Annotated in this window: 11 protein-coding genes; 8 read left to right on the forward strand and 3 right to left on the reverse strand. The window is 60.7% G+C overall.

What is annotated here, in order from left to right:
* Nucleotides 1-38: 38 nt before the first annotated feature.
* Nucleotides 39-2,054, reverse strand: a complete 2,016-nt coding sequence (locus ACKXGA_RS00280) for a peptide ABC transporter substrate-binding protein (RefSeq protein WP_423729810.1) — start codon at nucleotides 2,052-2,054, stop codon at nucleotides 39-41.
* Between the two features lie 360 nt (nucleotides 2,055-2,414).
* Between ACKXGA_RS00280 and ACKXGA_RS00285 the strand changes: the two genes are divergently transcribed.
* From ACKXGA_RS00285 to ACKXGA_RS00320, 8 genes are all read left to right on the forward strand, one after another.
* Nucleotides 2,415-2,837 (forward strand): hypothetical protein, encoded by a 423-nt coding sequence (locus tag ACKXGA_RS00285; RefSeq protein ID WP_423729811.1) that lies wholly within the window; start codon nucleotides 2,415-2,417, stop codon nucleotides 2,835-2,837.
* Between the two features lie 12 nt (nucleotides 2,838-2,849).
* Nucleotides 2,850-5,447 (forward strand): NYN domain-containing protein, encoded by a 2,598-nt coding sequence (locus tag ACKXGA_RS00290; protein WP_423729812.1) that lies wholly within the window; start codon nucleotides 2,850-2,852, stop codon nucleotides 5,445-5,447.
* A 164-nt stretch (nucleotides 5,448-5,611) separates the two neighbouring features.
* A complete protein-coding gene (locus tag ACKXGA_RS00295; RefSeq protein WP_423729813.1) occupies nucleotides 5,612-6,505 on the forward strand; it encodes an NAD(P)H-hydrate dehydratase in 894 nt (297 codons plus the stop codon).
* A 109-nt stretch (nucleotides 6,506-6,614) separates the two neighbouring features.
* Nucleotides 6,615-7,340, forward strand: a complete 726-nt coding sequence (locus ACKXGA_RS00300; protein ID WP_423729814.1) for an NAD-dependent protein deacylase — start codon at nucleotides 6,615-6,617, stop codon at nucleotides 7,338-7,340.
* 1 nt (nucleotide 7,341) lies between these two features.
* Nucleotides 7,342-8,304 carry a D-2-hydroxyacid dehydrogenase gene (locus ACKXGA_RS00305; protein WP_349175476.1) on the forward strand — a complete coding sequence of 321 codons (963 nt, stop codon included), beginning with the start codon at nucleotides 7,342-7,344 and terminating at the stop codon, nucleotides 8,302-8,304.
* A gap of 16 nt (nucleotides 8,305-8,320) precedes the next feature.
* Nucleotides 8,321-9,208 (forward strand): aldose 1-epimerase family protein, encoded by an 888-nt coding sequence (locus ACKXGA_RS00310; protein WP_423729815.1) that lies wholly within the window; start codon nucleotides 8,321-8,323, stop codon nucleotides 9,206-9,208.
* A 245-nt stretch (nucleotides 9,209-9,453) separates the two neighbouring features.
* Entirely contained in the window at nucleotides 9,454-10,584 is a 1,131-nt protein-coding gene (locus tag ACKXGA_RS00315) for a sodium ion-translocating decarboxylase subunit beta (RefSeq protein ID WP_097770615.1), read from the forward strand.
* 13 nt (nucleotides 10,585-10,597) lie between these two features.
* On the forward strand, nucleotides 10,598-10,726 hold the full coding sequence (locus tag ACKXGA_RS00320; protein ID WP_097770616.1) for an oxaloacetate decarboxylase: 129 nt from the start codon (nucleotides 10,598-10,600) through the stop codon (nucleotides 10,724-10,726).
* A 58-nt stretch (nucleotides 10,727-10,784) separates the two neighbouring features.
* On the opposite strand, the gene ACKXGA_RS00325 is transcribed toward ACKXGA_RS00320, so the two are convergent.
* Nucleotides 10,785-11,972, reverse strand: coding sequence for an LL-diaminopimelate aminotransferase (locus ACKXGA_RS00325; protein ID WP_423729816.1), 1,188 nt, complete (start codon nucleotides 11,970-11,972; stop codon nucleotides 10,785-10,787).
* A gap of 176 nt (nucleotides 11,973-12,148) precedes the next feature.
* Nucleotides 12,149-12,988, reverse strand: a complete 840-nt coding sequence (gene dapF, locus ACKXGA_RS00330) for a diaminopimelate epimerase (protein WP_423729817.1) — start codon at nucleotides 12,986-12,988, stop codon at nucleotides 12,149-12,151.
* Nucleotides 12,989-13,144: the final 156 nt, after the last annotated feature.

The following is a 13,144-nucleotide window of genomic DNA, read 5'->3' on the forward strand; positions in this document are numbered from 1 at the left end:
CGGTTCTGCTTTTTGCGATTGGCTATTGATTCACGCAATCAGGCCTGAGTGGCTGCGTCGAATGCGGCGGCAAACGCATCGTACTGTTCGGTGGTGTAAGCCTCCTCGCTGGTCTCCCAGTTCACAGCCTTGTAGTTGCAGGGACCATACATTGCGTTGATCTTGCTGTACTCGTTGACGTGAGTCAGGCACCAGGTGATATCGTAGACGGTGGGGAAGATCAGGTTCTCGTCCAGGAAGTAAGCCTCGGCCTTGGCAAATGCAGCGTAGCGCGCATCGGTGTCGTCAACGATGGCACGGCCCTCGTTCACCAGATCGGTGAACTTCTCGTAGGCTGCAACCAGCTCGGTCTGGTAGCTGGCGGGGCCATTGTTCACAATCCCTGCGATGTTGGTCATGTTGCAGCTGTAGTAAGCGTTGTCGTCGTGAACGATGATCTGGGTCAGGAAGTTGATGGGATCGCCGAAGTCAGCGCCCCAGCCCATGTGGACGAAGCTCTGCAGCTTGGGCGCCACGACTTCCTTCATGGTGGAGGACACGAAGGTGTTGATATCCAGCACGATGAAGTCATCGCCGAAGCTGTCGGTGAAGCACTGCTTCAGCACGGTTGCGCTGTCCAGAGCGGAGGTGGAGCCAGCCAGAATATAGTAGGAGCAGTGAACAGGGAAGGTGACACCAATGGCGCTCAGCTCTTCCATGGCCTGCTTCTTCAGCTCGGTGATGTCGCCGTTGTTGGCGCGCAGGCGCTTCATGGTCTTGCCATCGTAAGCCTCGCCGTCCAGACCCATCTCCTTGGCCACCAGGTTGGTGTAGTCGGTGCCGTCCGAGGTGTAGCACAGGCCCTTCATGGTGAAGAAGTCGTTCTCGCACTTCAGGGGATTGATGGGGTTGTAACGGGCGAAGAACTTGTTCAGCACCATGCCCTTGGAGAAGCACTGACGGAAGGCCTTGTTGGCAATGGCCTTGTTCCAGTTCTCATCGGGGGTGCCGTCGGTGTTCTTCTTGTCGTAGTTGAAGATGAAGCAGTAGCTGAACTTCTTGGCACGCTTCTCGCACAGCTGCTGATTGTACTCGTTGGAAGGATCGGACTGAATGGTGGTGATGTTGCTCTCGCCCAGGTCCACCTCGTCCAGCTCGCGGCTCTGATACAGCTGCAGACTGATGGAACCGTCGCTGATCATGGTGACAGTGAAGCGCTCAAAGCGGCTGACGTTGGCAGCATCGTAGTAGTTGGGGTTGGGGATGTAGCTCTTGGTGTTGCCCTGGATGTACTCCTCCACCACATAGGGTCCGTTGTACCACATGGTGGTGTTGTCGCAGCTCCGGAAGCCATCGACACCCAGCTCCTCGATCAGAGCAGGAGCCACGGGGTAGAAGCTGTTGTAGGCGGCAACGGTATCAAAGTAGGGGCAGGCGCTGGGGCAGGTGAACACCAGAGTGTAATCATCCGGAGCCTCAATGCCCACACCGGCAGCCAGCATGTCCTCGTAGGTCATGTCAGCAGCAGCGTCACCGGCTTCCTTGGTCAGCTCGTAGTACTCGTAAGCACCCACAATGGTATCGTTGGGCATGGAGGTGTTGTTGGCCTCGTTCTTGATGGCGTTCATCACCCATTCAAAACCAACCAGGAAGTCCTTGCTGGTCAGGTGAGCCTTCACCTCACCGTTGCAATCCACCCAGTCCACGTCGTCCCGCAGGTGGAAGGTCCAGACAGTGGCATCCTCATTGTGCTCCCAGCTGGAAGCGATGGCGGGCACCACCTTGCCGTAGCAGTCAAAGCTCAGCAGACCGTCCCACAGGTTGGTGACCACATTGGCATCCTCAGCCTTCTGGGTGTACAGCATGTTCCAGCTTTCCAGCTCACGGTTGCCGCTCTCAAAGGAGATGAATTCCTTCAGGGGGGTAGCGCCGGTGGAGTTGGGGGCAGCAGCGCCGCTGGCGGCAGCACCATTGCCGGTGTTGTTGGACTTTTCGCCGCAGGCTGCCAGCAGGCTGGCGGCACCCACAGCACCTGCACCCTTCAGGAAGGTGCGGCGATCAAAATTGAAGCTCATTGGATGATCCTCCCAGATCTTGCGCGGACAGAGCCGCGCGTTTTTCCTTTTCCTAAACGCAGTGAGGCTGTCTGCCTTTCCAAAAAGTGCACAGGAAAGACAAAAGCCGCACCACGGTATATATTAGCACTTTACTGGAAAGAAGTCAATCCGCCACAGCATAGAATTGGAAACAAAACGGTGACAAACACTTTCATGGGAAAAGAATGTGGAAAAAATTACTATAAAATGGAAAGAACTGTATATCTGTGAAGAACAGGAGAAAGAAAGGAACTGTTCACGCTGTGCGCACAAAACAGCTATCTTTTTTCACAAAAACATGATACAATAAAATGTATCTGTATCAATAAGGAGCGCACCATGAAGAAACTGACCTCGATGTACAAACGCTACATGTTCCACCCCATTTTATATAAGACCGTGACCCGCACCTCCATTGTGGCCGTGCTGATGCTGCTGTGGCAGCGCTATGTCAGCGATGGCACGTTTACCATCTGGGAGGCCCCGGGCTTTCTGTGCGGCGTGGTGCTGCTCATCTGGGCCTGGGTGGACTATCTGCGGCTGGATGGCGTGACCATCCACCATCTGCTGGAGGAATTCAAGGGGATGGGCAAGCGGCAGAAAAAGATCCACTCCACCCGCTCCATCATCGACTATGCGGATGAGAAGATCGTCTCCTTTGAGGAGCTGGAACCCGAGGAGCGCACCTATTGCAGCCTGCTCTCCAATCTGGTGCTGGGCCTGCCGCTGGTCGCTGCTGCGCTGATCGCCAGCACACTGTAAGGGGGCCGCGGCATGGAACAAGAGCACAAGCAGCTGGTCATCGGCATTCTGGCCCATGTGGACAGCGGCAAGACCACCCTTTCCGAAGCCCTGCTCTACGGCACCGGCACCATCCGCAAGCTGGGCCGGGTGGACCATAAGGATGCCTTTCTGGACACCGACGCGCTGGAAAAGGCGCGCGGCATTACCATTTTCTCCAAGCAGGCCCTCTTCACGGCGGGCAATACCGATTTTACCCTGCTGGACACCCCGGGCCATGTGGATTTTTCCACGGAGACCGAGCGGACACTGCAGGTGCTGGATTATGCGGTGCTGGTCATCAGCGGCACCGACGGCGTGCAGAGCCATACCGAGACGCTCTGGCGGCTGCTGCGGCGGTACCGCATTCCCACCTTTGTGTTCGTGAACAAGATGGACCTGCCCGGCCCGGGCAGGGAAGCGCTCCTGACCCAGCTGAACCGTCAGTTGGGGGATGGCTTTGTGGATTTCGGGGCAGAGCAGGCCGACCGGGACGAGGCGCTGGCTCTCTGCGATGAGCGGCTGATGGAGACGATGCTGGACCGGGGAATCCTGACCGATACCGATCTCATCCCTGCCATTGCCCGGCGGCATGTGTTTCCCTGCTGGTTTGGCTCAGCCCTGAAGCTGCAGGGTGTGGATGCGCTGGTGGAGGGCCTGGACCGCTATACCCGCCCGGCCCCTGCGCTGGAAGCCTTCGGGGCCAAGGTGTTCAAGGTGAGCCAGGATGAGCAGGGAAACCGCCTGACCTGGCTGCGGGTGACCGGCGGCGCGCTCAAAGTGAAAGCCCAGCTCACCGGAGAGGTCGATGGGGAGCCATGGGCCGAAAAGGCCAACCAGCTGCGGCTCTACTCCGGCGCAAAGTTTACGCTGGCGGAGTGCATCGGCCCCGGCCAGGTGTGCGCCGTTACCGGCCTGACCAAAGCCCGCCCGGGCGAGGGTCTGGGGGCGGAACGGGACAGCGACCTGCCGGTGCTGGAGCCGGTGCTGAGCTATCAGGTGCTGCTGCCCGAGGGCGCAGACGTGCACGCCGCGCTGGGAAAGCTCCATCGGCTGGAAGAGGAGGAGCCCCAGCTCCATGTGGTCTGGAACGAGACCTTGGGCGAGATCCATGTCCAGCTGATGGGCGAGATCCAGCTGGAGGTGCTGAAAAGCCTGCTGGCCGAGCGGTACGGGCTGGAGGTCAGCTTCGGCCCCGGCGGCATCCTGCATAAGGAGACCATCACCGAAGCCATGGAGGGCGTGGGCCACTACGAGCCCCTGCGCCACTATGCGGAAGTCCACCTTAAGCTGGAGCCGCTGCCCCGGGGCAGCGGGATGCAGTTTGCCGCCGACTGCCGGGAAGAGGTGCTGGACAAGAACTGGCAGCGGCTGGTGCTGACGCATCTTGAGGAAAAGCAGCATCTGGGCGTGCTCATCGGGGCACCCCTGACCGATGTGAAGATCACCCTCATTGCGGGCCGCGCCCACCTCAAGCACACCGAGGGCGGCGACTTCCGGCAGGCGACCTACCGCGCCGTCCGGCAGGGCCTGATGATGGCAGACCAGATCCACAAGACCCAGCTGCTGGAGCCGTGGTATGCCTTCCGGCTGGAGCTGCCCTCTGACAACGTGGGCCGCGCCATGAACGATATCCAGAACATGGGCGGCAGCTTTGACCCGCCCGAGACCGGCGCTGACGGGGATACCACCCTGCTCACCGGCACTGCACCGGCCTCCACCATGCGCAGCTACCCCATGGAGGTGGTGGGCTACACCCGGGGCAGGGGACACCTGACCCTGACGCTGGACGGTTACCGCCCCTGCCACAATGCAGCAGAGGTCATCGAGGCCGCAGGCTATGAGCCGGAACACGACCTCGACAACCCGGCGGATTCGGTGTTCTGCGCCCACGGGGCCGGATTTGTGGTGCCCTGGGAGCAGGTGCGCAGCCACATGCATGTGGACAGCGGCTGGGGCAGGACTGCAAAGACCGAGGAAACGGTGCAGGCCCGTCCCCGCCGGATGGCCGCCTACCGCGCTACCCTGGAAGAGGATGCTGAGCTGCTGAAGATCTTTGAACAGACCTATGGGCCCATCAAGCGGGACCCGCTGGCGGCGTTCCGTCCCACCCAGAAGCGGGAACGCCCCGATTTCAACGCCGAGCAGTGGGAGATCCAGCCCGAATACCTGCTGGTGGACGGCTACAACATCATCTTTGCATGGGACGAGCTGAACGCACTCTCCAAAGAGAGCCTGGAAGCGGCCCGCCACAGGCTGATGGACATCCTCTGCAACTATCAGGGCTTTAAGAAGTGCGTGCTCATCCTTGTGTTTGATGCCTACCGTGTGCCGGGCAGCCCCGGCAGCATAGAGCAGTACCACAATATCCATGTGGTCTACACCCGGGAAGCCGAGACCGCCGATATGTTCATCGAGCGTGTCACCCATGAGATCGGCAAGGGCCGCCGCGTCCGCGTGGCCACCTCCGATGGCATGGAGCAGGTCATCATCCTGGGCCATGGTGCCCTCCGTGTCTCTGCCCGCATGTTCCATGAAGAGGTGCAGGAGGCGGAGAAGGAGATCCGGAGGTATTTGCAGGGGGAAGGGTAACATCCTCGCCCTCTCCGTCAGCGCTTACGCGCTGCCACCTCTCCCAAAGGGAGAGGCAATGCTGCCTTTATCCAAGACCCGCAATAGGCTCCCCCTTTGGGGGAGCTGGCAAAGCCGTAAGGCTTTGACTGAGAGGGCGAAATCTCACCCGAAAGGAGCCGCCTATGTTTGAAACAACTTCTGATTTTGTCTGGCAGGCCATCCAGCCCCGCCCCCGGGACGCGCATAAAGGAACCTTTGGCTCCGTGCTGGCGGTGGCGGGCAGTGCGTCCTATCGGGGCGCGGCGGCGCTGGCCGTGGAAGGTGCCCTGCGCACCGGAGCCGGCATCGTTACGCTGGCAAGTGTGGAGCCGGTGCTGGCGGCGGTGGCCGCACGCCTGCCTGAGTGCTGCCTCTGCCCCTGCGAGGCGGGGGCAGGGGGCGGCATCTCGCCCCAAAATATTGAGCATATCCGGCGGCAGAAGGCTTCGGTCCTGCTGGTTGGCCCCGGGCTGGGTTATACGGCCCAGAGCGCGGCCCGTGCCGCCGAGACCCGGGCGCTGGTGAAAACGCTCCTGCCCGGCTTTTCCGGCAGTGCGGTGCTGGATGCGGACGGCCTGAACGCGGCCGCTGACCTGCTCCAAACGGAAAAAATGCCTCACCCTCAAGGAGAACTGATTTTAACGCCCCACCCCGGCGAGATGGCCCGGCTGACCGGACACTCTGCGGCAGAGATCAATGCGGACCGGGAAAGCACGGCGCTGCGCTATGCGAAAGCATGGAATGCTGTGGTGGTGCTGAAGGGGGCGCACACCGTCATTGCAGGGCCGGATGGCCGCTGCGCGGTCAATCCCACCGGCAACCCGGGGCTTTCCCGGGGCGGCAGCGGGGATGTGCTGGCGGGCATGACCAGTGCCCTGCTGGCCTGCGGCCTGCCTGCCTTTGAGGCCGCTGCCTGTGCCGTTTATCTCCACGGTGCAGCTGCCGACCGTGCCGCTGCCCTGCACGGGGAAACCGGGATGCTCCCGCATGATCTGCTGGATGCGCTGGGGACCCTGTTTGCCGAAAACGGGCGCTGAGCAAGGGGACGATCCCATCAAAAAAAGAAACGCTTCCCTTCCGCTGGATTTGTGTTATACTGGAGCTATCCAAAACACAACGATCTGCCGGAAAGGAAGCGTTTCTTTTATGGTTCCTGCACTGGAAAAAATCATTGCCGGGAGCGACCGCATCGTCTTTTTTGGCGGCGCGGGGGTCTCCACCGAAAGCGGCATCCCCGATTTCCGCAGCGTGGACGGCCTGTACCACCAGAAGTACGATTACCCGCCCGAGACCATCCTGAGCCACACCTTCTGGGAGGAGAACCCCGAGGAATTCTACCGGTTCTACCGGGATAAGCTCATTGTGAAGGGGGCAAAGCCCAACGCTGCCCACCTGCGGCTGGCAAAGCTGGAGCGGGAGGGCAGGCTGAAAGCCATCGTCACCCAGAACATCGACGGCCTGCATCAGGCTGCGGGGTCTAAGACCGTTTACGAGCTCCACGGCAGCACCCTGCGCAACTACTGCGTGAAGTGCGGCGCGTTCTACGATGTGGACTTCATTGCCAACAGTACCGGCGTGCCCCGCTGCCCCAAGTGCGGCGGCATCGTCAAGCCGGATGTCGTCCTGTACGAGGAAGGGCTGGACGAGGAGGTGCTCTCCGGGGCCGTGTCCGCCATCCGCAAGGCGGATACCCTCATCATCGGCGGCACCAGTCTGGTGGTCTACCCGGCGGCGGGGCTCATCCGGTACTTCCGGGGCCGCCATCTGGTGGTCATCAATATGCAGCCCACCGGGGCCGATGCGCAGGCCGACCTGTGCATTGCAAAGCCCATCGGTCAGGTGCTGAGCGAGGACGTTTTGTTGGAGGACTGAGATGAAAGCTGTCATTCTGGAAAGCTATGTCATGGAGGAAGGCGACCTCGACTGGTCGGGGGTAAAGGCGCTGGTGCCCGATACCACCAGCTACGTCCGCACGGCCTACGAGGAGATCGCCCCCCGCATTGGAGATGCGGACATCGTTCTGCTGAACAAGTGCCGCATGGATGAGGAGATCTTACAGCAGTGCCCGAACCTGAAATGGGTGGGCATCATTGCCACGGGCACCGACAACCTGGATCTGGAAGCCTGCCGCCGCCACGGCGTTGCAGTGGCCAATGTGCCGGGCTATTCCACTTACAGCGTGGCCCAGATGACCTTCAGCCTGCTGCTGGCCATCTGCCAGTGCGCGGAGCGCTACAACCGTGCCGTCAAGCAGGGGTGCTGGCAGCTGGATATCCCGGAGAGCATCGGCCTGCTGCCCCAGATGGAGCTCTACGGCAAGACCTATGGCGTTTACGGCTATGGCAGCATCGGGCGGCAGTCGGCCCGCATTGCCAGAGCCTTTGGCATGGAGGTGCTGGTCTGTACCCGCACCGTCCGGCCCGAATACGCCGCCGACGGTGTGGAGTTCGTGGATTATGATACCCTGCTGAGGCGGTGCGATATCCTCAGCCTGCACTGCCCGGCCACGCCCCAGACCCGGGGCCTTGTCAACGCGGAGGCGCTGGCGAAGATGAAGCCCGGGGCCATTCTGCTCAACACGGCCCGGGGCGCGCTGGTGGATGAGGAGGCCGTGGCAGCGGCTCTCCACAGCGGTCAGCTGGGCTTTTACGGGGCTGATGCCTTTGTCACCGAGCCTCTGCCTCAGGAAAGCCCCCTGCGGGCAGAACCCCACGCCATCCTCACACCGCACATTGCGTGGACGACCCGGGAGGCTTTGCAGAACCTGATGGACATTACCACCCGGAACCTGCGCACCTGGCTGGAAGGAAACGGCGAGCACATCGTCAACAGATAAAAAGGAGAGATGAATCATGCAGGCAACCATTCACAACGAATTTCTGACCCTGACCGTGGATACCCATGGTGCCGAAGCAGTCAGCCTGAAAAATGCCGCCGGGCAGGAGATGCTCTGGCAGGCCGACCCGGCTGTCTGGAAGCGCCATGCCCCCATCCTTTTCCCCTGGACGGGCAAGCTGACCGGCGGGGCCTTTACCCATAAGGGCAAGACCTACCCCGGCGGTCAGCACGGCTTTGCCCGGGACGTGGAGCACACCCTGCTCTGCGCCGAGGGTGACACCATCCGGCTGGAGCTGCGCTCGGATGAAAAGAGCAAGGCAGAGCGCTTCCCGTTTGATTTTATTCTGACCAGCACCTTCCAGCTGGAGGGCAGGACGGTGCACCACACCCTGACCGTCACCAACCCTGCCGATGCCGCCGAGGAGCTGCAGTTCGGCATCGGCTACCACCCGGCGTTCCGCATCCCCTTTGATGACAAGCACACCACCACCGATTACGAGTTCCGCTTCGACCAGCCGGAGAGCCCGATGATCCTGGACGCTTACCCCAACGGTCTGCTGACCGGCAAGTGCGGTTACCGGTGGAAGAACGAGCAGAGCATCCCCCTGACAGACGATCTGTTTGAGAACGACAGCTTCTGCATGGCCGGTCTGCGCAGCCGCACGCTGGGCATCTACGAAAAGGACACCGGCAAGGGGATCGTCTGCAATGTGGAGGGCTACCCCTACACCCTCATCTGGTCGGCTCCGGCAAAGCCAGTGCGCTTTGTCTGCATTGAGCCGTGGCACTCCCTGCCCGGTGCCCAGACCGATACCCAGGAGTGGAGCCAGCGCGCCGCTGCCGCTTGCCTTGCCCCCGGCCAGACCTGGGAGACCACCCTCAGCACAACGTTTGAGCGCTGAAGCAAAGTTTGGCAAAGAAATGCAGGAACCCCTTGACAGGGGGGACTGCATTCTGATTTAATAAGAGACGATAAAAGGGAGTAAAGGGCATTCCGCAGGGCCTGCGGGGTGCTGCATGGCAGCGTCATCACGGCAGAAATGCCCGATGTCATGTGTTGGCTTGAGACTTTTGTCACAGACAGAGTGCTGTGGCAGGGGTCTCTTTTTTCTTGCCCGGCACAGGAACACAAGGAGGAAAAATAAATATGGATCTTCTGAACACATTCGCCAGTCTCTTTTCCAATTTTGGGAATCTGACCTGGCAGATGGTGGTGATGTGGGGCATCGGTGCGCTGCTCATCTACCTTGCCATTGCCAAAAAGATGGAGCCGAGCCTGCTGCTGCCCATGGGCTTTGGTGCCATTCTGGTCAACCTGCCCCTCTCGGGTGCCATCACGCAGGGGGATACGGTCGGCCCCATCTCTGCATTGTTTGAAGCGGGCATGTCCAACGAGCTGTTCCCGCTGTTGCTCTTCATCGGCATCGGTGCCATGATCGATTTTGGCCCGCTGCTGGAAAAGCCGTGGCTGATGCTCTTTGGCGCGGCGGCCCAGTTCGGCATCTTTTTCACCCTGTTTCTGGCGGGCTTCTTCTTTGACCTGAAGGATGCTGCCTCCATCGCTGTCATCGGTGCGGCAGACGGCCCCACCGCCATTTTCGTGGCCAACACGCTCAACTCCCAGTACCTCGGTGCCATCATGGTGGCAGCCTACAGCTACATGGCGCTGGTGCCCATCGTGCAGCCGCCCGTGATCCGGCTGCTGACCACGCAGAAGGAGCGCCGCATCCGGATGTCCTATGAAAAGGGCAGTGTTTCCCAGCTGACCAAAATCCTGTTTCCCATCGTGGTCACGATCATTGCAGGCATGGTGGCTCCGGCCAGTGTGGCGCTGGTGGGCTTTTTGATGTTCGGCAACCTGCTGCGGGAGTGCGGGGTGCTGAATGCGCTGAGCGAAACCGCCCAGAATGTGCTGGCAAACCTTATCACCATCGTGCTGGGCCTGACCGTTGCCGGGCAGATGACCGCCGACAAGTTCGTGCGGCCCGACACCCTGCTCATCCTTGCACTGGGCCTGGTGGCCTTCGTCTTTGATACGGCAGGCGGCGTGCTGTTTGCAAAGCTGCTGAACCTTTTCCGGCCGGAGGGCAAAAAGCTGAATCCCATGATCGGCGCGGCCGGTATCTCGGCCTTCCCCATGAGCGGCCGTGTGGTCAACAAGATGGGCCTGGAAGAGGACAACCAGAATTTCCTGCTGATGTATTCCATCAGCGTCAATGTTTCGGGACAGATCGCGTCCGTCATTGCAGGCGGCCTGATCCTGACCCTGATGGCTTAACGGAGGTGATCGCATGCTTCATCTTACTTCGTGGATGACCACGCTGCCGATGATGCTGATCGGGATGGTCGGCATCATCCTTGTCATCGGCATCATTGTTCTGGCAGTGATGCTGCTCAACCGGCTGACGGGCCGGAAATAAAAGAAAAAGGCGATGCAGCTGTTCAAAACTGCATCGCCTTTTTGCTTGTTGTGTAAGTTTACAGGGCCTGGATGGCGGCCTTGATGCGCTGGGCGGCGACCTTGGTCTTTTCGGCATCGCCGAAGGCGGTCAGGCGGAAGTAGCCCTCGCCGCACTCACCAAATCCGACACCCGGGGTGCCGACCACGCCGCAGTTCTCCAGCAGCCAGTCGAAGAATTCCCAACTCTTCATGCCGCCGGGGCAGCGCAGCCAGATGTAGGGGCTGTTCTTGCCGCCGCAGTACCATACGCCGCAGGCATCCAGCGCGTCGGCAATGACCTTGGCGTTCTGGCGGTAGTAATCGAGGTTGGCCTGGATCTCAGCCATGCCGCTCTCGGTGAACACGGCGGCAGCAGCGCGCTGAACGACGTAGGGTACGCCGTTGAACTTGGTGGTCTGGCGGCGCAGCCACAGCTTGTTCAGGTTCATGCCCTCGCGCTCCAGCTCGTGGGGCACGATGGTGTAGCCGCAGCGGGTGCCGGTGAAGCCTGCGATCTTGGAGAAGGAGCAGATCTCAATGGCGCACTCGCGGGCACCCTCCACCTCAAAGATGCTGCGTGCCAGAGCGGAATCGGTGATGAAGCACTCGTAGGCGGCATCGTACAGGATAACGGCGTTGTTCTTTTTGGCGTAGTCCACCCAGGCCTTGAGCTGCTCGCGGGTGTAGGCGGCACCGGTGGGGTTGTTGGGGCTGCAGATGTAGATGATGTCAGCCTTCACGCTGTCATCGGGCATCCCCAGGAAGCCGTTCTCCTGGCTGGTGCGGCCGTAAATGATCTTGCGGCCGTCGGTCACGTTGTCGTCCACATAGGTGGGGTAAACGGGGTCCGGGACCAGAACGGTGTTGTCCACATCAAACAGGCCCAGCACATTGGCCAGGTCGCTCTTGGCACCGTCGGAGATAAAGATCTCGTCCTCAGCCAGCTGGGTGCCGCGGCCTGCGTAGTAGCCCTGAATGGCCTGCTTCAGGAACGGATAGCCCTGCTCAGGGCCGTAGCCGTGGAAGCCCTCCTTGGTGCCCATCTCAGCGGCGGCATCCTGCATGGCGGTGACCACGCACTTTGCCAGAGGCTGGGTCACATCGCCGATGCCCAGGCGGATGATCTCCTTTTCGGGGTGTGCTTCCTGATAGGCGGCCACCTTGTGGGCAATGTCCACGAACAGGTAGCTTGCCTTCAGCTCGCCGTAATGGTGATTCATTTTCATAAGTTGTTCCCTCACTTTATAAGATTGCCCGCCCTCTCAGGCCGCTTCGCGTCCAGCTCTCCCAAAGGGAGAGCCGATGCAGCGTCTACGCCAGCAGAAGCTGACCGTTGAGCCGCAATTGCCTCTCCCTTTGGGAGAGGTGGCATTGCAAAGCAATGACGGAGAGGGCGAGGATGTTAAAATTCCGCAACTCCCTCGTACACCGTGACAGCGCTGCCGGTCATCAGCAGCTGCCTGCCCGGCAGCACCCGGATGACCAGCTCACCGCCGCGCAGCTGCACATGGATATCCTGCCCGGCGGGGCAGATGCCCAGCTCGGTCAGAGCCGCCACGGTGGCGCAGGTGCCGGTGCCGCAGGCCCAGGTCTCGCCGCTGCCGCGTTCCCACACCCGCATCTTCAGGTGGGCGGCATCCACCACCTGCACGAACTCGGTGTTGATGCGCTCCGGGAAGTTGGCGTGATGCTCGAACGCCGGGCCGATGGCTTCCAGCTTCAGGCTGTCCACATCCTCCACCACGGTCACGCAGTGGGGATTGCCCACGCTGATGCAGGTCACCTTCCACACTTTTCCCTCTACGGTGAGCGGCTGATCCACCAGCGGGCCTTCGCCCATGTGGATGGCAGGCAGGTCAGCCGGCAGGGTGCTGTAAGCGCCCATCTCCACCTGCCACAGCTGTGCGCCCTGCCGGGTGATGCGCTTGACACCGCTGTTGGTGTCGATGGTCAGGACAGGCTTTTCCACCCCGTGGGTGTAGAGCCACTCGGCCACACAGCGCACGCCGTTGCCGCACATCTGGGCCTCGCTGCCGTCCGCGTTGAAAATGCGCATCCGGCCATCGGCCCCGGGGGTCACAGGGGCGCAGATGCAGATGATGCCGTCCGCACCCACGGAAAAATGCCGGGCAGAGAGCCGCTGTGCAAGCGCGGCAATGTCTGCGGGCACACCGGATGCACGGCAGTCCAGATAGATGTAATCATTGGCACAGCCCTGCATCTTGGTAAATGACAATTTCATGGAGCATTCTCCTTTACAGGCGGGACCTCTGCGGCCATGCTGATGCAGCATGGCTGAGAGGTTTGGTTCGTCACATATAATCATAAGAATCAAACGGGCTTCTGTCAAGCAAAAAAGAGGGCTTTGTGCAATTTTCATCGGTTTTTTCTGCCCGTA

The sequence above is a fragment of the Faecalibacterium hominis (ex Afrizal et al. 2022) genome, from assembly GCF_049545105.1.
GTDB classification, from domain to species: domain Bacteria; phylum Bacillota; class Clostridia; order Oscillospirales; family Ruminococcaceae; genus Faecalibacterium; species Faecalibacterium duncaniae.